Genomic DNA, 21,943 nt, shown 5'->3' on the forward strand with positions numbered 1-21,943 from the left:
TTTAAATATAGTTGAGGATTAAAAAAATTCAGGGAGGAATTTTTATGAATCAACAACCTTGGGTACCCATACCCACTGTACTTTATTGGCTGTGGTTAATTCCTGTGTTCTTTGGAATTTGCTTCGGCATAGCCTATCATCACGAAAAAAGACGTTTGAGTAATGGTATCTGGTTTAATTTATTCTTATACAGCCTTTTACCAATGCTTGCAATCTCCATTCTAGGAACTGACAATCACCCGTTGATAATCGTAAGTGTTGGTATCTTCGTTATCTTCCTATTATTTGTCGGTGTCGCGTTTGCCTTACAAGCTTTGCTTCTGTTGTGGAACGCCTGGATAGTCTGGAAACGTGAGAGTCACTCTATCGCAAATATGCTGACATTAGTTCTAGGAATCGGAATTCTGATCCTGCCGTTCTTTGCTAACTGGTTGACAGAACACTTGCCGACCCTCGTTGCTGGTTACATTGTAATGACTGCCAATCTCATCATCTTCTATGTTTTATTTTGGTTTTACAATTACTTGACCATGCTGGTCCTATATCAATTCAACCATCCCCGCTATAACCAAGACTACATCATCGTACTCGGTGCTGGATTATTGAACGGCGACCAAGTTTCACCATTGTTAGGACAAAGAATTGACCGTGGATTAAAGTTTTATAACAAACAGATCAAAAAAACTGGAAAAATTGCCAAAATGATTTTTTCCGGTGGTCAAGGTGGAGACGAGAAGATTCCTGAAGGTACTGCCATGTTGGACTACGCCTTAAAACAAGGATTGCCCAAAAGTGACGGCCTAGCTGAAACTGAATCCAAGAACACTTATCAAAATATGACCTATTCTAAGAAATTGATTGAACAAGACAGCAACAGCAATGATTCCAAAGCTATCTTCGTTACTAACGGTTATCACACCTTCCGTGCCGGAATGGTTGCTAAACAGGCCGGACTCAAAGCCAACGGAATTGGTGCTCATACCGCTAAGTTCTTCTTACCCAATGCCATCATCCGCGAATACATTGCTATCTTCATGCGTAATAAATATTGGCATGCTGCCGCAATTGTTCTGATTGCGATTGGTTCCGGAGTACTTACTTGGATCGAATATCGTTATGGTGGGAAATAATATACCTCTTTCCTGCAATCCCTTCCCAAATTTGTTACAATATTCAATACTAAAAGGAGGGCAATAAATGCAATCAATAGATAAAGCAAGAGCCACCGGTTTGGCTCGTTTCACTTCTCTAGTGTACTTGTACACTGGACTAGGTGTGGCTTTCTGGACTGTGGCAGCTAATGCCATTGCCAGAAATACTTCACTTTCATATACAATTATGAACATGATGAGTGGACATGCACTGATCTTCTCATTAGTAACAATCGCCGTAGCCTTTGCGTTCATCAGTATGGCAAATCGTTTTGCGGCAACTTCTTATCCAATGACTTTCATCAGTTATGTATTATTCTTACTAACAATGTCAGTCTTCGGTGTACCTGTTTTCTACATTTACTCAGCTCAAAGTATCGTCCAATCACTTGCTGTCACATCGGTGATCTTCATCGTGTCCGCTGGTATTGGCTTCTTCACTAAAAAGGATCTAACAAGTTGGAGCAGAACTTTATTGATTGGTTTGATCTCAATCATTATCGTTTCATTCTTAAACATTGTTATCTTCCACAGTACTATAGCAGCACTACTTGTTAACATTGCTGTTATTCTTGTATTCTTGTTCTACATCGCCTTTGATTCACAAAATATCAAACGCATCTATGCCAATGCTCAAGGTTCACAAAACCTCGGTGCCATCGCATTAGTTGCTTCAATTAGTTTGGTAATGGACTTCATTAACATCTTCTTGAGTATTCTTTCTATCTTTGGTGATAGTAATTAGGACAACTAAAAATCCTAGAAATTCTGTAATTAAACAGATGATTTCTAGGATTTTGCTTTTAATTGTAGTTTAAACTGATACCTGTTAAAATATGCGTGTAATAAAAAAACGTCAAATCCATGATAAGAATTTGACGTACAACTCCACCAAAGTGGTGGCAGGTGTTCAACTAAAAAATAAGCCTAGACCGCCAAGTCTTCGGGGCTTATTTTTTTAGCGTCTGTTTTAAAACCTTGTAAACCAATACTAGGTGTATAATCGCAATCAACAGCTTCTCCACTGAAATAACGATTGTTCTCAATACACCTAACATTACAAGTAACGCCAGCAAAATATATATCGCTAGTCCTTTCAATTCAACAAAACAATAGCCTTTCATATAAAAAATTAAATAAAGCTCTAGAAATCCCTTAATAAAGAGATCTCTAGAGCTTTATTTTTATAATCTATTTAACGATTTCAGCAACCGCAGCATTAACGGCATCTTTTTCAGCTTCGATCAATTTAACACGAGTTTCCACGACCTTAATATCCATTTGGATCTCACGTGTCATACCAGGTGTGTTCAACTTAGGTTCAAAGAAGGCTTTGAATTCGGCCAAACGTGCTGGTGTATGGAAGACCATTGCGGTAACTGTGATATAAGTTGTGAATTCCATATCACCACCGACTGTATCGTCTAGCCATTGCCAGTCGTTTCTGATCCAATCCCATGCAGCTTGTTGTCCAGCATCATTAGCTAGCACACCACGATACCAAGAACGCAAGTCTTGCGGTTTGATCGTTTCAGCATCTTCAAACTTACCGATCAACTTACTAATTAGCTTAGCATCTGGAGTAGCTGTCAATGCAATATTCAAATCTTGTTTGTAACTAGCATCTGATGATTTGCGATATTCACTTAATAAGTTATCGAACAATTCTTCACTGCCAAAGTTCTTAACTTCATTGCGTAATACATATGGACGAATGTCTGCCGACAAAGCAGCCAAGTTACTTGAGTTTTCTTCAAACAACTTATGAGCTGAAGCAATGGCATCAGTATTTTTAGCATACAAAGCAGCGTTCAATACGTATGGACGAGTCAATTGATCGTCATTTGATTCACCATTCTTTGGAGCCCAGCCAAGTCTTGCGACTTCCTTAGCACTCAATTTATCAAACAATACTTGTAATTGTTTCTCTTCATCTGAATCAGGAGTAACAAACTTCTTCAAGTCATTGGCTACACGATACAAAGCAGCGTTGACAACATTCGAATGACTGTCCGCAAACTTAGGTAATAATGGCACGATTGAAGCGTATGAAATTTGCTTGCCTTCAGCTAATAAGCGTAAATCTTGCAAAATCTGTAATTGAGAAATGGCATCTAATTCATCATGATGGTCTAAGATATCCTTCAATAATTCATCGTCATATTTAACGATAAAGTGTGAATTATTACCAACATTGATACGGAATGGCTTGCCAGCTTCTTCACGTAACTTAGCGTAGTCGCCAAGTTCAATTGTCTTGTCGCTCATAATCGTTGGTGCTACCTCATAATTACTGTTCAATGGAATCTTCCATTGACGACCTTTATCAACACCATCACCGATGAAGAATTGTTGTTGTGACAAGGTCAACTTACCATCAACAACTGAAGCACTGACAACTGGATAACCTGGTTGTTGGAGCCATGTATTCATAATGCCGCCAATATCCATACCGGCAGCCTCTCCTACAGCTGACCAGAGATCATTACCTTGAGCGTTGTGATATTGATGTGCAGCAAAGTAATTCTTTAATCCCTTACGCAAAGCGTCATCACCAACTAGAGCACGCATCATAACAAGCATTCTAGCACCCTTAGCGTAGACGATAGCACTATCAAACAAGGCATCGATCTCAGCTGGATCTTCAACATCAACGTGAACTGATTGAACGCCATCAGTAGCATCACGTTGTAAAGCAGCGGGTACATCTGATGTTTGGAACATTTCCCATACATGCCAGTCAGGTTCAATGGCATCAACTGAGACATATTCCATCATGTTGGCAAAACTCTCGTTCAACCATAAGTCATCCCACCACTTCATAGTTACCAAATCACCGAACCATTGGTGAGCCAATTCATGAGTAATAACAGTGGCGACTAATTGTTTAGTATCAAGTGAAGTATTATCGGGATCAAGTGTTAGATAAGCCTCACGATAAGTTACTAATCCCCAGTTCTCCATAGCACCAGCTGAGAAGTCAGGCAATGCCAATTGCCATGAATGTGGTAGTGGATAAGGTGTCTGATAGAAGTCCTCATAAAATTCAATAGCACGCTTAGCAATATCCAAAGCAAAGTCTAATTCATTCGCCTTGTGGGCTTTAGTAGCGAAGACACCAACCTTCACTCCACTCTTAGTAGTAGTGATCTTACTTTGTAGATCACCAAAGGCGAAGGCAATCAAGTATGTCGACATACGAACTGTCGTATCAAAATAGTGAACACCATTTTCATTCTTCACTTCTGGCATATTAGCGAGAATTGTTTCACCTGGTTTCTCGTCGAATTTGATAGCAAGGTCAAATTTGGCTTTGGCTTCAGGTTCATCAACACTTGGGAATGCTTGGCGAGCAAAAGTTGTTTCAAATTGTGTTCCAATGATTTCCTTCTTAACACCATCGACTTCATAGTATGAAGGGTAAATTCCCATCATTGAATCTGTTAGAGGAGCTTTATATGTCACTGCCAAAGTTGTTGTACCAGTCTTAGGCAAAGTAATATTGATAGCTTCTTTTTTATTATCAACTTCAAAAGGAACATCCTTGCCATCCGCTTGAACAGATGAGATCTCCATGTTCTTTTGTTGAATAAAGATGTCTTTTTGTTGAGCATCACCGTCGATAACGGATTTTCCAGAAATTTGTTTAGTGCCACGATCGATATCTATGAAAATATCGTAATGTGTGGGTTGAAACGTATCATATGCATGTGTAATTCCAGTCATAAGTCCCTCCGTATTTTAAAAAAATATATTCGTATTCCATTATACGACTTTTATTAAAATTTCTCTCATATGATGAAAATACTAAAAAATCCGTTAACTTAATAACGGATTTTAAGAATTATTTAACTAATTTTCCGACTACAGGAAGCTTAGGTAGAACAGACTTCTTGTGTGGAGCATGGGGAATTACCTCAGATAAATCTTGACCAGCAGTATTGCCATGGTGCTTGCCACCCTTCCATGGTTCAACGTCAGTCATATCATAAACCACACCATCAATTGCTACATAGGCCTTATTACCATTTTGTCCATCGTATTGCTTCAATTCGTCCAATGTGAATTCTCTATCTGCCATAATCTCTCTCCCTCATCAAATTTGGTTCTTAAGCACATTATTACATGTTTGCTTAAGATTCAAAAGTAATTAACCTTGTATAAGTTTACTTTACTTTTATAAAACTATAAGTTACTATTTTTACGAGGTGAGGAAGAATGAAAAAAGACTTTGGAGACAATATCTCGAATACGGTTTATGAACATCGAGTTTTAAAAAGGATGTCACAACAAGAGTTAGCGGATAAGGTTGGTGTTTCCAAACAGACTATTTTCGTTATGGAAAAAGGCAACTACGTCCCTACTCTGTTGTTAGCATTTAGAATTGCAGATTATTTTCAAGTTCCACTGACTGAAATATTTCAATATAAAGAAGGAAACAACAATGACCTACACTAATCCTTTTACTAGCTTACTTCTTTGGGCTAGCGAATCAACCGCCAACTGGAACCAATTAGTCGGTGGAAGTTTTGTAGCATTAATTATTGGTTTAATAATTTTCTCTCGTGGATATTATCTTTTTAACGGTTGGCACTTTTTTAATTATGGTGATGAACGCACTAGTAAGATACTTGCTAGTACAGCGGCTTTCATACTTGCGACAACTATTATTTGCGACATGATTTTTCCTCATGCCTACATATGGCGGATATTTAATGTGGCAATATCATAGAGATTTGAATTAAGAAAATATTAAATAAGATCTAAAAAATAACACAATTTCGACACAAAATGTTTGCATTAAAGTCAACTCTAAGGTGTAAGTTATTATCTATACAAACGCGAGAGGAAGATTTATAAATGAATAAAACATTTTCTTTTGATGATGATCTAACAATTAACCGTCTTGGTTACGGAACTATGCAACTACCTGGTAAGGGTGTCTGGGGACCTTCAAGTGATCCTGAGAATGCTGTCAAAGTTATCACTACAGCAATCGACAATGGTGTCAACTTCATTGATACTGCTGATGCTTACGGTCCCTTCTATTCCAATCTCTATCTTAAAGACGCTCTGAAAGAACGTCCTGATGCAAATGTTATGGTCGCAACCAAAGTCGGCAACACTCGTCAAGGTCCTGATCTTTGGACTCCAGTTGGTGCTCCTGCTTATTTGCGTCAACAAGTCGAACTCAACATGTTCTCACTTGGCTTAGATCATATCGATCTCTTACAATTACACCGTGTTGATCCAAATTACACACTTGAAGAACAAGTTGGCGAACTGGCTAAGATGCAAAAGGAAGGCAAGATCAAGCATATTGGATTGAGCCAAGTTTCAGTTGACGAATTAAAAGCCGCTGAAAAAATTGCTCCAATCGTTTCCGTTCAAAATCGTTACAACTTGATCGACCGGACTGACGAAGACGTCTTGAATTACGCCGAATCAAAGCACATGGCCTTCATTCCTTGGTTCCCACTAGCTACTGGCGAACTTGCTAAAGGTAAGGAACTACAAGATATCGCTAAAAAGTACAATGCTCAACCAGCACAAATTGCCCTCGCCTGGTTGTTGAAACGTTCCGACGTTATCCTACCAATCCCTGGTACTAGTTCAACTGACCATGTGGTTCAAAATATCAAAGCCCAAGATATCGAACTCAGTCAAGAAGACTTCGATGTTCTAGATAAATTAGGCAAATAATATCTTGATTTAGATCAATTCATTAAGTTGATTCGCTCATTATAATAAAGTCATCAATTGAAAAGAGGCTTTTAAAATGAACGATGTTAAAAACTACTTAGACGAACGACACGACAAATTAGATTTTTATACCAAAGCCATCACTAATGCACACGGACAAAATCATCCTGAAGTATTCGACGTTAGACAACAATATGTCAAACTCTGCTTAGATGCTCGTAGTGGCAATAACTTAGACAAAAATTTCGAAGAATTACGCAAGACAACTAACAACTATGCTATTCCTAACGATGTTTGCCCTGTATTTGAGGCAACCTATCATATGTTAGAAAGTGCTGATGCATTGAATGCTGCTAGTTAGAGTGTGTGGTTAATTTGCCGCTGAGGGTGGGAAACAATTCCATCTGCCTCGGGACCGATTTCAAACTGCATTTTCAACCTCGCCTGGAAGCCTGTAGTCTGCCATGACGTCCAGTGTACTAAGCGATAAATCGCTAAGTACACTATCACGGCGGATTCCATTGTTGCCCACTCTCAGCTAGATTTACGATACTAACAAATTAATGCTTACCTAACAGAGATGAAATAATCAGATTCTAAAATCTTACAAACTTAAAAAGGATCATCACGGCACACGGATAAATAATCCAAATTGTCGTGATGATCCTTTTTTAATTAACAAATTTAGCTGGAGGTCAGAAGTAATGGAATCAGTAACAAAAGTGGTGTTAATGGGGGAGATTTTCCCACATTTACAGCAATGATTTGCGGTTTATGCAAAGCATCTAAGCGAGATTTGAGACCGCTTTTTGGCTCAAATCGGTCCCGCTTCTGATGGAATTACTTCTGACCGGAAGCGGAAGACAACTACAAAACTTCCTCTTTTAACTCATGCCGTGCAATAACTCGATTCAAAATAACAGCTGTTATCAATGATAGTCCAGCAAACACAGCCCCACCGAATCCTAAATACTTAAGTTCACTATCGTATCAAACCGTAGAAATTAAAAAATAAGATACTCGGCAAAATACCAAGTATCTTATTTTAATTTAATCTTCACTAACAATAACTAATGACTTGATAGCTTCACGTTTATCCATCGCATCATAAGCTGCTTTAATATCGTCCAAAGCAAATTTCTTAGTGAATACCTTGCCAGGATTGATCTTATCATTCATAACTGCATCTAGTAGAACTTTCTTATCATAAGTAGTAACGGCAGCGATACCACCACGAAGTCCAATATTCTTGAAGAATAAGTTATTAGTATTCATTTCTGGTTTTTGTGGAATACCAACACGTCCAACAACGGCACCTGGACGGCCAACTTTGACTGCGGTATCAACAGATTGTTCTGTTCCGACACATTCGAGAACTGCATCAGCACCAACATTATTTGTCAAAGCCATCACACGTTTGACAGCTTCATCCCCACGTTCAGGAACAATATCAGTTGCACCGAATTCTTTAGCTAACTTTTGTCTGTCTTCGTGACGACTCATGGCGATGATGCGTTTAGCACCACGCAACTTAGCCGCGATCACACCGCATAAACCGACCGCACCGTCACCCATAACGACAACAGTGTCACCATCTTTCACTTCTGCAGTTCTGGCAGCATGATAACCAGTTGCCATAACATCGGCTAGTGTTAGTAGTGAATTAAGTTTTTCCTCTGAATAATCCTTAGGTTGTCCGGGAACTTTCACTAACGCCCAATTGGCATTTGAAAATCGTAAATATTCAGCTTGATATCCAGTATTACCGGCTGGTTCTTGATCTAGACAATCACCATCGAAACCAGCTAGACAGGCGGCACAGTGTCCACATCCACAAGTAAAAGGTACAATTACAAAATCACCTTTTTTAAGATCAGTCACATCTGAACCAACTTCATCAATGATACCCAAGGCTTCGTGACCAACAATTGAACCAATGGGACGATCAGCTAATCCACGATACCACCACAGATCTGATCCACAGACACAAGCACGAATTATCTTTATGACAGCGTCAGTTGATTTTTGAAGTTTTGGCTTAGCGACATCTTCAATTTCTACTTTACCTGGTCCTCTAAATACAGTTGCTTTCATACTACTTCCCCCAATTATTCTTTATTTGTTACATCCAAAAACTATCTTACAATTTAAATTAGATTGTTACCAATATTTGGAGGAAATAAATTTAATAAGTGCTAGCTATTTGATCAGAAATGAACCATTGATCATTTTGTTTAACGAAATACATCTTCATTTGTAGCGGCCAAGTATTGATACCACCGCCCCAGATGCTTGCTCTGACTTGATTTTGGCCGATTAAGCTGGCACTGTCACCATCAATAACAATATCTTTAATATTATCTTCTATTGAAGAGAAATATTTCATCTGTTCATTTTGGATTTGATCGATCCAGTCGAGTTTTTTCTGCACATAACCTGTCATGTGCGTTAACTTCATAGACGGAACTAAAATTTCATTCAACTTAGTAATATCTTTGTTGACCATTGCCTCATTCTCAACACGATACAATTCGATAATTTGTTCTTTATCAGTCATCATTTTTTCTCCTTGATTACTAGTAAAGAATACTCCCCACACTGCTACAGAGCTATTTCAAATCACTTAGTCATCGATAAGTCTTACTTATGGAAACTTTCCTTGAGCAATTCAGCGAATGATTCCACGTAATATCCTGAATTATCAGCCTTCCAGTAGGCATAGTAATTTTGAATCATTTGTTGTTTTCCATTAACCAATTCAACTGTCTTGACGATCTCTGAATTCAGTTGATTTTGAGTACGATCATTAACGATCAAATAACCTTGATTCGATGCTACTAATATCTGTGCCTCATCATAATTATGTGCCAAAACAAACTCACTTCTAACACCCAAAATCTCACGATAATAAGATTCGTCAGCAACTCGTTGATCATTATCTGCGATCAAGACACAAGGAATATCAGCTAATTCACTAATGTCCATCCTCGTGCCAACATCAGGAAAATCATCCCGACTGATTGCCAGCATAAACTTGCTGTCAGTTAAGAACTCATTCACATACTCGTTAGATAACGCCCGTCTTTGATCAGAGAAGTTCATATCGATCTGGTTATTCTTCAATAACTTGTACAACTCCTCATGATTGCCACTAGTAATATTTATCTTTACCTGTGGGAAATCTTTAGAAAACTTGGAAACTGTTCTTAGAAATTCCGTTGTGCCAAAGTTTCGTAAGTAACCAACTTTCAATTCAACTTGATCATCTTTAATGATTTTGACAGTATTGTCTACTAATTGGTCAACTGATGCCAAAACATCCTGACTGTGAGTATAGAAATACTGTCCTGCTTCAGTTATCTCAAAACTACGACCTTTTCGTTCTAATAATTTGACACCTAGCTTACTCTCCAGTTCTTTCATTTGCTGAGAAATTGCTGACTGAGAAATATGGCATTCAGCTGCTGCTTGCGTGAAACTGTGATTTTTGACAATTGAAATAAAGTACTGCATTTGTTGAAACATAACTATGTCTCCTCGATTTAGACTAAAACATCAACACACTATATTGTCATTGTACTAGAAGAGAAACAATCTGTACTAAAAAGGTCGTCACGACAAATGGATAAAATATCCCAACTGTCGTGACGACCTTTTTTAAATTTACAAAACCAATTACTTTTCACTAATAACTAACAAAGACTTAATGGCCTCACGCTTGTCCATCGCTTCATACGCATCTTGAATATGATCAAGATCAAATCTCTTAGTGAAGACCTTTCCCGGATTGATCTCATCATTTAAAACAGCATCCAACAAGACATTCTTGTCATCAGTCGTAACTGAAGCAATTCCTCCACGAAGACCAATATTCTTCCAGAACAAATTATTAGTATTCATCTCAGCTTTTTGAGGAACTCCGACACGTCCGACGATAGCACCCGGACGACCAGCTTTAACAGCTGTATCGACTGACTGTTCTGTACCAACACATTCAAGTACGGCATCAGCACCTGTTTTGGTCAATTCCATAACCTTCTGAACTGCTTCATCTCCACGCTCAGGGATGATGTCAGTTGCACCGAATTCTTTAGCCAATTTTTGTCTGTCTTCATGACGGCTCATGGCGATAATACGTTTGGCACCAAGCAACTTAGCTGATAAGACACCACTCAAACCAACCGCACCGTCACCCATAACCACGACTGTATCGCCTTTTTTGACTTCGGCACTAGTAGCAGCGTGGAAACCTGTTGCCATAACATCGGCTAAGGCTAGGAAGTTATTAAGCATTTCATCTGTATAATCTTCAGGTTTACCAGGGATCTTTACTAGTCCCCAGTCGGCATTCTCATATCTAACATATTCAGCTTGATAGCCATTACCACCTTGTGGGCCATTCAAACAATCACCGTCAAATCCAGCTAAACAAGCAGCACAGTGTCCACATCCGTGAGTGAAAGGTACGATAACAAAATCACCCTGCTTGATATTCTTCAAGTCTGAACCTGCTTCATCCACGATTCCAATTGCTTCATGCCCTGCTAATGAATTAGGATCACGATGTGAAATACCACGATACCACCACAAGTCTGATCCACAGACACAAGCTCTGATAACACGAATAACGGCATCAGTTGAATTCTCAAGTGTTGGTTTCTCGGTTTCTGTTACTGTCATTTTTCCTGGTTCTACAAATAACGCTGCTTTCATATTAAAATCTCCTTCTAATTTCTAACTTCTGATACATTTCCATACCAATACTGAGCGGTAATACCACCGTCAACTAAGAAATCACTACCAGTGATAAAGGCACTACGACGATCCATTAATAATTCTGCCAAGCTAGCAATTTCATCTGGTGTACCTGGACGTTTAGTTACCATAGAATCAAACATCTTCTTATATCCAGCACCTCGTGGGCCATTTAACTCATCAAGTGCCAATGGTGTCATGATGATACCAGGACTAATTGCATTGATTCTAGCATTGCGCTTTTGCCAGTTGACCGATTCAGCTGCCACACGTAATACATTAGTTCTCTTAGCGTATTGATAAGCCGCCAAGGAATCCGTAATAACATTTGGTTGTAGGATCGGTAAATCCAATAGCTCCTCTGTTGGAGTCATTGCCAATGCTTTGTTATCTTCAACTGATAACCCTGGTAAACGATGACCGGATTGAGAAGAGATAACGATACCAGCACCACCCGGTGCCATAACTTTTCCAAATTCTTCTAACAAGACTGAAGTTCCGTACAAATCAACCTTTAATACTTCCTCAGCACTAGCTTGTGATGGTGAAACACCAGCAGCGTTGACCAAGCCCATAATATCACCCAATGACTGTGCTTTAGCGACTACTTCTTTAATAGAATCTCTTGATGAAAGATCTGCCTTTATTGTTTCAACTGAAAAACCTGCTTCTGCTAATTCCTTTTTCATCATCGCTAATTTATCTTCACTATAGTCAGCCAATAATAACTTGCGTCCTGCTGACACTCTTCTAACGATTGCTTCACCGATAGCTCCGGCACCAAACAATACAACTACTTCATTATTCATTAACACGTAACCTCCGTTTTCTATTCGAGGTTTATATTACAGCCTAGAAAGCTTTCAACCAATTCCAACTATTTAATCAATCGATAAGTTTAACTTATCAATTAAAAAGACATTATGTCATTATGATATAGCATAAAATGATTTTTCAATTATCAAAAAATCATTTATCATATAGATGAATATGAAGGAGTGTTGTTGTAATGGAAACATTAAATATGATCAATTCACGAAAGGCAATTAGAGAATATTCGGGTCAAATCACTGATGAACAACTAAACAAAATACTTATTGCAGCCAATGCCGGTCCCGTCGGTATGGGCAATTATGATGATTATCGTTTAACAATTATTCAGGATCCCCAAACCTTGGCTAAACTTAGTGGCATATACGATGCACCCACAGTTATCGTTGTGTCGGCTAAGAATCCTAGTCGTATGGAATACATTTCATCCGGAGCAATTGCCCACAATATAGAATTGGCAGCTGAAGACCTAGGCGTAGGTGCTAATTACAACATGTCCTGTGTTGCTTCGATCCCTACCGGTGTTATTCCTTATTCATTCAGCCCGATATTTGCGGTAACTCTCGGTCAAACAAGGACAAAGTTTAGTGAACGTACAATTCCGTTGAACAGGATAAAAACTAATACTGTTAAGTAAAGCTAAATCACCCAGGAACAATTTCAAAATTGTTCCTGGGTGATTTCTTAATTTCACAACAATTATCTAGTAAATTTGGGCATTTTCTCAATCAGTCATTTTCTTCCAGCCATTTACGAAGTCGCAACATATAGCTATCAGTTTCATCAATAAAGGCCATATGACGACTGTGACTAAACAAAGTCCATTGAGAATTAGGTAATTGATCATACATTGTTTTAGCAATCAAGGGCGTGCAAAGATCATTGGTTCCACTAGTGATCAAGGTTGGAGTAGTAATATTATGTAATCTATTGGTATAGTCATAGTCCTTCAAATTACCAGTTGGATAATACTCATTCGGTCCCCAGGCTGTCTCATAGGCAGCCTCCCCGAATACTTTGTCTCGACGTAAAAATTCAGGCGAATCTTCGGTAATCGGACCAGAGGCATGTTGTTCCATAAAGTGATCATTAGCAGTCAAGTAAGCTTGATCTGTGAATTGATTGCTGGTTTCCGCATCCGCAATTGCTTCTTGATCTTCAGGCGACATGAACTTGATCATTCGATGCTGTTCCTGAGCCCACAATTTTGACGACGACAATGTACTTGCTAAAATCAGACTCTTCACACCTTGCGGCGCATAATCACACATGTAAATAATCGCCAACATTCCACCCCACGATTGACCTAATAGGTGAACTTCATTCAGATTCAAATACGTACGTAATGCTTGCAGTTCAGCCACCCAAGTCTTGGCCGTATACAAACTAGAATCAGTTGGTATGTCCGATTTACCACAGCTAAGCTGATCATACATAACGATTGGTCGACCAGTTTTTTCAACCAACTGATCAAAGATCTCAAAATAATTATGAGTCGATCCCGGACCGCCGTGCAACAACAATAAAGGTGTCTGTTTAGAATGCAGATCTCCCGTGATTCGATAGTAAGTTTGATACTTGCCAAATGGCATATAGCCTTCCCGTACTTTCACGCGTATACCTCCTAGTATTTAAAGCTCTAATAACATTATGAATGTAAATTATATTTAAGCAATTCCACCAGAAAGATTAGTTATAGAACTTAACGAATTCTTCATCCAAATCAGCTTTTGCTTGTTTCAAAGCTTGATCCACATCGACTCCATCGGTCTGTAATCCTTGAACACGAACGATTGAAAACCTGTCAAACCCCATCAATTCTTTAAAGATTCCTTGTAAGTACATTCTTGAAAATTCCAACGGTGCATAACGATCGTTGTTCGTATAAATTGATCCGCTCGCTTGCAATAACATAACTCGATAGTCATCCGTCATCAGACCGACTGAGCCATCTTTGGTATATTTAAAAGTTTCATGAGCAACCAAAACATTATCGATATAATCTTTCATAAGAGTCGCTAGATAAGAAAACTTAGTACTTCAGTGCTAGGAGGAATTATCGTCTTGAGCGACTGCCTTTCTTAATATTTGTTACTTTGCCCTTTATTTTTGATTATTGGTACTTTTTTGCAGCCTTCTGAAACATGAAATGATATACTGAATCTATCCTAATGAAAGGACTAGACCAGATGAGCAAAACCATGTCAGAACTACCTTTCCACTATGGTTTGAAGATGAAATGTTATCCATCTTTCAAGCAAAAACAAGTGATTGAACTCAATATCAATGCTTCTCGATTCGCATATAATGAAATGGTCGCTATTGATAAAGAACTGTACATGTTGTCCAAATGCAAGTTACCGATCAAACAAATTACTGACAGAATTGCCTACTTAAAAAAACATAAGTCTACTAAGTGCATCTTCGGATTACATACTTGGCTTGGTGTTAATAAGGTTGGTACCGATGTGGTAAATATGTCTAAACGTACCTATCAAGCATCGTGGAACCTGTTCCGTAAAGCACATTCTCATGGAACACCTAACTTTCATAAGAAACAATATGGCGGTAGTTTCCAGTTACCTAATAGATATTCCAGTAAAGTTACACCCAATATGTTGAATGGAAATATCAAGTTTCTAGATAATAGACATATCCGAATAGCTCCACTTGGTACCATACGTGTATCTGGTTCACAAAAACGATTGCTTCAACGAAATCAAAATATTCGTATTGGTACTGTTACTGTCTCCAAGGATTCAATCGGTAACTACTACATATCAATGCAATTGGGTTCCGATCAACCATTCGTTGATACACCAGCTAAAACTAAATCAAGTATCGGTATTGATCTTAATACTGATAACTTTTTAACTGATTCAAACGGCGCCACTGTTGGTAACCCAAGATACTATCGCCGTATCAAAGGTAAACTAGCTAAAGCACAACGTAAGCTATCTTTGAGACAAGTTCGTGCTAAGAAAGAACGTCGTAGGCTTATCGATTCTAAGAACTATCAGAAACAACGTTTACTAGTATCCAAATTACAAAAGTCAGTCATGAATCAACGTTCAAACTTTTTAAACAATCTTTCAACTACACTTATCAAGAACCACGATCTGGTAGTTGCCGAAGATTTATCAAGTAAGAACATGTTGAAGAATCACGTCTTAGCCATGAGTATTTCCGATGTTGGTTGGAGAACATTCCTACAACAACTGGAGTATAAAGCTGAGCTATATGACAAAATTTTTGTAAAAATCAATCCTTACAACACTACTCAGACGTGCTCTGATTGCGGTTATTTGATGAAAGATGAGGAACACCTCACTCTAAATGATAGAAAATGGACTTGTCCAAACTGTAATACATTCCACATCAGAGATCACAACGCTGCAAGAAATATTTTGGAAAAAGGATTGAAAGAAATAGCTTAAATAAACAGTCCGTTCGGCAACTTGCGGACTATAAAGACCTTGGTAATTACCATGTAAGACCTAATCTAATTAGGCAATGGAGTATCTAGGTAAATTGTAATGTACGTATTCTTAGGATTACGTATTCTTACAAGCTCGGTACTTTAGTGCCGAGTAGTTGACAGTCAAAGTCTTCTTTCCTTTTCGATAAATACATTCTACAATCTAACAGTGACAATACATGGCACCATTTATCAACTAAGGAGAATAACATGAACAAGGCTGAACGACTGAATCAAGAAGAATTGAATTACATGGTAGACTATTTGATCTCATTAGGAACAAATGTCAAAATCAATTATCCAAACAGCTTGAAACAAGCTTACTTAAAAAAACTCCGAACTATAATTAATAACTACTAAAAATAAGGACGATGATCTACCAAACTTGGTAAGTCGTCGTCCTTATTTAAGTTATCAACACTTATTTTAAATATAACAAATCTTCAAGCCCGCTAATGAAGAATAGCCATGAACTGTGACTGTTGGGCTATCTGCTGTCACTTCTGGAATTCCTTCTTCAGTAATGCCACTCATGTTATTATCATCGATCTGTTTAACAATATTCCAATTCTTCGGTACGTACAATTCCACTCCACCGAGTGACACACCTACATTGATAGTTGCTGTTTCATCGACTTCTACATTTTCAAAATACACCTTGGCGTTACCCATCGAAACATCAATATTAGCCTGTTTGAAGTTCTTTGAGGTTACGTATCTGACACTGTTACCCATTTTGACACTGACATTGACATCAGGTTCGTCGACTGTTTCAACATCGATATTGTGATCAAACCGAGCATGCATCCGCGGATTATGCCAGTTATTCCCATGATGACCGTAGCGCATCCAAGGGTGGTACTTAGCCAAAACTGGACGAAGAATCAATGATAATCCAATTGTGATCAACAAAGCTGCACCTAAAACCGTCCAGGGAACAATAGCTGTAATTCCCAATGGCTTAGCATAGAGAATCGCCAAGAAGGCCAATGAAAAGACCGTCCCTGGAATCATGAAATAAACCAAACTCTTGATCAAAATCGCCACTAAAAAGATCGTTGCAACTACTGTCCAAAAACTGAGCGTATAAGTGATCAAATGTAACTGACTCACGACCAAGATTCCAGCACTCAGCAACATGAACAGGCCCCAGAATATTCCGTTCCTATTTTTCATCTTTAAAACTTCCTTTTATCTAATCTATTTTTTAATTCCTTCAAGAATCGTCTCGATACGTACAGTGTTTTGTACGTATTTTTGAATTGGATCAAATTACCTGTAACTGATCTTGTCAACGAAACTATTTCATTGAGATTCAAAATCGATGATTTCGAGATCCTCAAGAAATTATCCGGCAAATTCTCTTCCAATTCGTATAAACGATAGTGAATCAAAAAGGCGTTGTTAGTTGTATGCGCAAAGACATTGCGATCGTTAGTTTCAAAAAACAAAATATCCTTCAGATTCAAAGAATAAACTGTCTCACCGATATAACCGTTGATCTGGTTGAGTGAATCTTCAATATTCTGAATGTCATTGACTAATTTAGCCAGCTCTTCGTCATCCTTAGGAGACCTGATCACGATCTCCTTTTCATGATATTCCGGCGAGATATCTATTTTGATTTTCACTTCCAACAACCCTTTCGTTAAAAGTATTACACCACATCTAGATGACCCTGTATACAGATTCTGACTGAGTGGTTAATTTTGTCGTTTAAGTGGTAATGGTGTCGATACGACATAATGTGTCGTGTTCAAAGCATACAATAGCTTCATCAAATAAATAGGAGCGGATAAAATGGTGGAAATAAATATTGACGTTGATAAGTATCTTGATGAGAATCACTTAGATTCCAGTATGATTATTTATAACTACAGCGAACCAGATTTAATAACTGACGATTCCTTGGTCACTCTACTATCAAAAGAAAAACGGCGCTTGCACGACCGCAGTGCTCGTTTTCAATTATTCAACGATTACGGTGAACTGTATCTTAATGAAGTTACACTGAAAGATCTAAAAGAACAATTACCAAAGTTCATCAATGAAAAACATCATCAAACACTATCAATGGAAACACCTGATTTGCCAATTGTTATCGATCTGATTGATCAAGTAAAGAAAATGGGACTGACAGTAATTGGATCACGTCAAGAATGCTTTGAATCGTGGAACTGTGTTTATGACGCTATGTTACTACACAATATAGTCTATTCCGGCCCTAATATCATTGATCAATACACAACTCAAAAAAATCGCCATGGCGAAGAAATCATGACCAATGATCAAAATGTGACTGTCTTCAAAAAACATCTTCACAAAAAAGGACATTACATCTGGAGTAGAGTCTACTATGACGTTGTGGACGCTGGCGGAAATACCATCATTGAACAAATTCCCCTTCAAACATTAGGTGCGGTCCTACTGGGACTGGTATTGAAACTAAAACCACAGAATATCAAAAAATTATTACTATTCCCAGAAATACCCGATGACGCCATGGCCGACCCAAAACTCAGATTACGATACGAGCACCACTATCGTTCCGAATTCTTGCCGATCGAATCCATAACTGAAATCAAATTATTAGAAAATATTCCGATTAAACATGACGCACAGCACATCGTGAATAAGTTCCAATTTCTAAGATCCGATTCTGAATTAGATTATGGCAATCCTATCGCTACTATCGACGCACCAAATGCCTTGATAGGTATCTTCCACGATCAATTGAACAAAAGCCGCCAGGATGAACGTACTCTATCTAATTGGATCATCCAAACAGCTAATAAGGCCAACGTCTTCATCCAACGGCGTGAAAGACGTAAATATAATGTTTGTTACATTAAACACTTCAAAATCAAAGACGGCCAGATCGATGATATTATCGCTGATGAAAAAACGACGAACCATTGTTTCATGTACGAAACTGTTTTTGAAGTCTTCGATCATAACACTCAACAAACACTCAGATATGACTTGTCTCTCGGCGAACTAGTTACTTATATTTTGTCATTATTGATCAAATGATCCTGAATACGACGTATTGTGTCGCATAATAATTCTATAATTAACTCATCAAATAAAGAGAGGAACAAAAAATATGACTACTAATACTCAAGAATTACCATTCAATACTGTTGACAGCTGGGCTATCTGGAACAAGCCCGAGACATCACTTAATAACAAGAGCGCTGCTGAAAGAGAAAAACTATTTGGTGAAAGTTACCAACCAGAAAGTTTTCCTGAAGATGCTTTGACTGATAATATCGCTGAAAAATTACAAAACACTGAATATGTATTGGTCGGTTTAAATCCTGGTAATGCCGCTGTTAAACAAGATCCTAAGACTAACTTCTTAAACTTCCACGGTGCTAAGAAGAGCATGGATTATCGCTTAGCCGCTGCCTTATATGACACTAAAATGTGGGGAGCTTTCATGACTGACTTAACACCTGTTATCGAAAGTGACAGTACAAAGGTCAAACCTAGTCAAAAAGACGTTAACAATCTAGAAAGCCATCTAGACGAACTTAATATTCCTGCCACAGCTACGATCGTTGCTTTGGGCAACGCCTCAAATGAAGCCTTAGCAAAATACGCTAAGAGAAATGTCGTAACCATTCCTCATTACTCTGGCGCCAATGGCCACTGGAACGCCGAAACAGTTCACGAAAAGGTTCTTGCTATTACTAAATAATTCTTTTAATAACACCGGTGTTTGTGCAGACAAAGACCGGTGTCGTTGTAATTACAGGACAAAGGAGTATTACATATGACTGAAGAAACTACTAACATAAATGACATTCTTGCCAAAACATTCGACGTAAAAGTCCATACTTATAATTACAGCAAACAAATGCAGCTGATAAAAGACGGTCTGATCAACTGTTTTACCAATGAGAACTGGCGAATGAACGATTCAACTGATCGCTTCGAATTGATCGATTTGCCAGATCACTTTTCACTATCTGGAAATTTGAACTTGGATGATTTCGAAGATAATGTCGATCATGCCATTAAAAGTGGTCGCATGTTTATTGATTATTCCACCCGTGTTTCTGATCAAGATTTAACTGCTTGGTTAGTTCAAAAAGCCTCCGAAAAGGGTTTTATTGTCTATGGCTACGTTAAGCAAGGACATGATATCAATGAAATACTGGATGATAAATTATTTATCCGCGCTCTTAAAAAGTCCACTCAAACTGATTACAGTCAATTTGTGACTGTGAATGAAGTGAATAATACTTTTACCGTTGATCTTGAATACAACCACGTTATGAAAAAACTCGATGACGAAGAACTTTTGACTTACGATATTTGTTATTCTATCTTTGATGATTCCGGCAATGTAGCCATATATGCAATTCCTTCAGATCAGATTGATTCAGTGCTTTATTCACTGATTATTGGTGTCGATCCCCAGAGTATCAAATCTGCTTTGCTTTATCCTAAAATAACGAAAAGTAAATTGGCTAGTTCGCAGCTATTGTACGAGCGTGCCTACCGTTCGTGGCCAATAGAAGTCACTTCAGCTTATGATATTGAGAACTTTTCCTATGAGGTGCCCGAAGGAAACGATCTTATCGATGACTACTATTTCAACGATTCAGTCTATAATCAAGGACTGAATGCCCCATTCTCGTCAAGAGAGATTGTTAATGTGTTGGATTATCTCTATCATGATATTGATGATCCAAAGGTTGCCGAAGACCAAACTAAACTTACTAACGAATTGATTAAAATGGCCGATGAACATGATTTAATCATCTATCGTTCAATGATGCAGGAAACTGCCATCGGTAAGATCTTACACATTACGATGAACGATCAAAAAATAAGTGGCTATGAAGCACATGTCGATGAAGCATTCGGTAATAAATATATGGCTCGATCTGTTTTCGACGTCGTCAAAAAAGATCATTCCAAAGTGGTCAAGTATGATCTGACTATTTCACAGTTATTTACTTACTTGTTATCACTAAATCCACAATATCAGGATTACAAAAAGTCAATTGAAGAGGAGGACTAACTATTGAGTTCAAAAAAAAGTTCAAGTAAACGTACCATCGAAATGTTAGTACAGATGTTGCGTGGCGATAAGTTATCAATGGAAGATGAAATGGAAACTTATGGCAGATCTAAAAAGGCCATTCAAAAATCAATTGCTGATATCAGAGAAACATTGATCGAACAAAATCTTAATATTGAATTTATTCATGATTACAACCTCAAGAAGTACTATCTTCAAAAAAACAGTGACTTGCCTTTTGAAGAAATACTAGCTCTCTTGGCAATTCTCATCGAAGCACGTGCTTTTAGTAAGAAAGAACTAAAAACAATTCAGTCTCATTTATTGGAACACTTATCTGATGATGAACAAGAACAAGTCAAGAAGTTGACCAATAGCACCCTTGCTAAATATGTACCGATAAAATCTGATTATGATTTGTTACCACGTATCAAACAGTTCTCTGAATACATCAATAACAACAATGCCGTAGAATTCAAGTACCTTAACAGCCTCAATCAACTCAAAAAAGGCATGGCTCTTCCAGTCAGTCTGTACTTCGATAACTTCTACTTCTATATAGTGATGTACGATGAAAATAACCAAAATAGTCATCCCTATCGACTGGATAGATTCAAATCGATCCGAAAATCTACCGCTAAAAAAATCAAAATACCAAAACCACTTAAAAAAGACGATGGTAAGGAACGTAATCAAACTTACTTGTTGAACGGCGGTAGATATGTTGACTTTGAATTTTATTATTCCGGCTTCCCTCAAACTGCGCTGGATCGATTCCCTAATTCCAAAATCAAAAAAGACCTTGGAAATGAAGTCTTGATAGAGGCCAGCGCTTATACGCAGGGAATTCTATTATGGATCATGGGACAAGGTGCCCGCGTTAGAGTTAAGTCACCTGTTTCCTTAGTTCAAGAAGTAAAAGATGAGCTTAATGAAACCTTGAAAAACTATCAATAGTAGTAAAAAAAACTGTTACGAGAAATAATTCTT

23 protein-coding genes and 1 pseudogene are annotated in these 21,943 nt (G+C 38.0%); 13 read left to right on the plus strand and 11 right to left on the minus strand.

Features of this window, described 5'->3' with window-relative positions; translation table 11 throughout:
• Positions 1-44 precede the first annotated feature (44 nt).
• The gene (locus U8519_RS11475; protein ID WP_334330455.1) at positions 45-1,130 is read left to right on the plus strand and encodes a YdcF family protein; all 1,086 of its coding nucleotides are present in this window, start codon (positions 45-47) and stop codon (positions 1,128-1,130) included.
• 67 nt (positions 1,131-1,197) lie between these two features.
• Positions 1,198-1,896 (plus strand): Bax inhibitor-1/YccA family protein, encoded by a 699-nt coding sequence (locus tag U8519_RS11480; RefSeq protein ID WP_334330456.1) that lies wholly within the window; start codon positions 1,198-1,200, stop codon positions 1,894-1,896.
• Positions 1,897-2,342: 446 nt separating this feature from the next.
• On the opposite strand, the gene U8519_RS11485 is transcribed toward U8519_RS11480, so the two are convergent.
• Both U8519_RS11485 and U8519_RS11490 read right to left on the minus strand, forming a co-directional pair.
• Positions 2,343-4,877 (minus strand): M1 family metallopeptidase, encoded by a 2,535-nt coding sequence (locus U8519_RS11485; RefSeq protein WP_334330457.1) that lies wholly within the window; start codon positions 4,875-4,877, stop codon positions 2,343-2,345.
• 118 nt (positions 4,878-4,995) lie between these two features.
• Positions 4,996-5,232, minus strand: a complete 237-nt coding sequence (locus U8519_RS11490; RefSeq protein WP_334330458.1) for a cytochrome b5 domain-containing protein — start codon at positions 5,230-5,232, stop codon at positions 4,996-4,998.
• 137 nt (positions 5,233-5,369) lie between these two features.
• On the opposite strand from U8519_RS11490, the gene U8519_RS11495 reads away from it, so the two are divergent.
• The 4 genes from U8519_RS11495 to U8519_RS11510 all read left to right on the plus strand — a co-directional run bounded on the left by U8519_RS11495 (position 5,370) and on the right by U8519_RS11510 (position 7,215).
• A complete protein-coding gene (locus tag U8519_RS11495) occupies positions 5,370-5,609 on the plus strand; it encodes a helix-turn-helix transcriptional regulator (RefSeq protein WP_334330459.1) in 240 nt (79 codons plus the stop codon).
• The gene (locus U8519_RS11500; RefSeq protein ID WP_334330460.1) at positions 5,596-5,883 is read left to right on the plus strand and encodes a hypothetical protein; all 288 of its coding nucleotides are present in this window, start codon (positions 5,596-5,598) and stop codon (positions 5,881-5,883) included. The genes U8519_RS11495 and U8519_RS11500 overlap by 14 nt, the downstream gene beginning before the upstream one ends.
• 128 nt (positions 5,884-6,011) lie before the next feature.
• Positions 6,012-6,854: an aldo/keto reductase gene (locus tag U8519_RS11505; protein WP_334330461.1), complete on the plus strand. Its 843-nt coding sequence runs from the start codon at positions 6,012-6,014 to the stop codon at positions 6,852-6,854.
• 76 nt (positions 6,855-6,930) lie between these two features.
• Positions 6,931-7,215 (plus strand): iron-sulfur cluster repair di-iron protein, ric, encoded by a 285-nt coding sequence (locus U8519_RS11510; RefSeq protein ID WP_334330462.1) that lies wholly within the window; start codon positions 6,931-6,933, stop codon positions 7,213-7,215.
• Between the two features lie 689 nt (positions 7,216-7,904).
• Here U8519_RS11510 and U8519_RS11515 read toward each other — a convergent pair.
• From U8519_RS11515 to U8519_RS11535, 5 genes are all read right to left on the minus strand, one after another.
• Positions 7,905-8,948: a zinc-dependent alcohol dehydrogenase family protein gene (locus tag U8519_RS11515; protein WP_334330463.1), complete on the minus strand. Its 1,044-nt coding sequence runs from the start codon at positions 8,946-8,948 to the stop codon at positions 7,905-7,907.
• A 91-nt stretch (positions 8,949-9,039) separates the two neighbouring features.
• Positions 9,040-9,411, minus strand: coding sequence for a nuclear transport factor 2 family protein (locus U8519_RS11520; protein ID WP_334330497.1), 372 nt, complete (start codon positions 9,409-9,411; stop codon positions 9,040-9,042).
• Positions 9,412-9,494: 83 nt separating this feature from the next.
• Positions 9,495-10,379: a LysR family transcriptional regulator gene (locus tag U8519_RS11525; protein WP_334330464.1), complete on the minus strand. Its 885-nt coding sequence runs from the start codon at positions 10,377-10,379 to the stop codon at positions 9,495-9,497.
• 150 nt (positions 10,380-10,529) lie between these two features.
• Positions 10,530-11,567, minus strand: a complete 1,038-nt coding sequence (locus U8519_RS11530; RefSeq protein WP_334330465.1) for a zinc-dependent alcohol dehydrogenase family protein — start codon at positions 11,565-11,567, stop codon at positions 10,530-10,532.
• Positions 11,568-11,581: 14 nt separating this feature from the next.
• Positions 11,582-12,418: an SDR family oxidoreductase gene (locus U8519_RS11535; RefSeq protein ID WP_334330466.1), complete on the minus strand. Its 837-nt coding sequence runs from the start codon at positions 12,416-12,418 to the stop codon at positions 11,582-11,584.
• Positions 12,419-12,618: 200 nt separating this feature from the next.
• Between U8519_RS11535 and U8519_RS11540 the strand changes: the two genes are divergently transcribed.
• Positions 12,619-13,077 carry a nitroreductase family protein gene (locus U8519_RS11540; protein ID WP_334330467.1) on the plus strand — a complete coding sequence of 153 codons (459 nt, stop codon included), beginning with the start codon at positions 12,619-12,621 and terminating at the stop codon, positions 13,075-13,077.
• Positions 13,078-13,168: 91 nt separating this feature from the next.
• On the opposite strand, the gene pepI is transcribed toward U8519_RS11540, so the two are convergent.
• Together pepI and U8519_RS11550 are read right to left on the minus strand one after the other, a co-directional pair.
• Positions 13,169-14,053, minus strand: a complete 885-nt coding sequence (pepI, locus tag U8519_RS11545) for a proline iminopeptidase (protein WP_442892155.1) — start codon at positions 14,051-14,053, stop codon at positions 13,169-13,171.
• Positions 14,054-14,129: 76 nt separating this feature from the next.
• Positions 14,130-14,450, minus strand: a pseudogene (locus tag U8519_RS11550) (NAD(P)H-dependent oxidoreductase); the annotation flags it as partial.
• Between the two features lie 179 nt (positions 14,451-14,629).
• Between U8519_RS11550 and U8519_RS11555 the strand changes: the two are divergent.
• Together U8519_RS11555 and U8519_RS11560 are read left to right on the plus strand one after the other, a co-directional pair.
• Positions 14,630-15,877 (plus strand): RNA-guided endonuclease InsQ/TnpB family protein, encoded by a 1,248-nt coding sequence (locus U8519_RS11555; protein ID WP_334330468.1) that lies wholly within the window; start codon positions 14,630-14,632, stop codon positions 15,875-15,877.
• Positions 15,878-16,128: 251 nt separating this feature from the next.
• Positions 16,129-16,278, plus strand: coding sequence for a hypothetical protein (locus U8519_RS11560; protein WP_334330469.1), 150 nt, complete (start codon positions 16,129-16,131; stop codon positions 16,276-16,278).
• 66 nt (positions 16,279-16,344) lie between these two features.
• Here the strand turns inward: U8519_RS11560 and U8519_RS11565 are convergent, their stop codons facing one another.
• A complete protein-coding gene (locus U8519_RS11565) occupies positions 16,345-17,094 on the minus strand; it encodes a LiaF transmembrane domain-containing protein (RefSeq protein ID WP_334330470.1) in 750 nt (249 codons plus the stop codon).
• Positions 17,095-17,096: 2 nt separating this feature from the next.
• Entirely contained in the window at positions 17,097-17,549 is a 453-nt protein-coding gene (locus U8519_RS11570; RefSeq protein ID WP_334330471.1) for a LytTR family DNA-binding domain-containing protein, read from the minus strand.
• Between the two features lie 169 nt (positions 17,550-17,718).
• On the opposite strand from U8519_RS11570, the gene U8519_RS11575 reads away from it, so the two are divergent.
• From U8519_RS11575 to U8519_RS11590, 4 genes are all read left to right on the plus strand, one after another.
• Positions 17,719-18,951 carry a hypothetical protein gene (locus tag U8519_RS11575; protein ID WP_334330472.1) on the plus strand — a complete coding sequence of 411 codons (1,233 nt, stop codon included), beginning with the start codon at positions 17,719-17,721 and terminating at the stop codon, positions 18,949-18,951.
• Between the two features lie 73 nt (positions 18,952-19,024).
• Positions 19,025-19,621, plus strand: coding sequence for a uracil-DNA glycosylase family protein (locus U8519_RS11580; RefSeq protein WP_334330473.1), 597 nt, complete (start codon positions 19,025-19,027; stop codon positions 19,619-19,621).
• A 75-nt stretch (positions 19,622-19,696) separates the two neighbouring features.
• On the plus strand, positions 19,697-20,953 hold the full coding sequence (locus tag U8519_RS11585) for a hypothetical protein (RefSeq protein WP_334330474.1): 1,257 nt from the start codon (positions 19,697-19,699) through the stop codon (positions 20,951-20,953).
• A 3-nt stretch (positions 20,954-20,956) separates the two neighbouring features.
• Positions 20,957-21,910 carry a helix-turn-helix transcriptional regulator gene (locus tag U8519_RS11590; protein WP_334330475.1) on the plus strand — a complete coding sequence of 318 codons (954 nt, stop codon included), beginning with the start codon at positions 20,957-20,959 and terminating at the stop codon, positions 21,908-21,910.
• The last annotated feature ends 33 nt before the right edge of the window (positions 21,911-21,943 follow it).

The organism is Companilactobacillus sp. HBUAS59699, assembly GCF_036913575.1.
GTDB lineage: Bacteria > Bacillota > Bacilli > Lactobacillales > Lactobacillaceae > Companilactobacillus.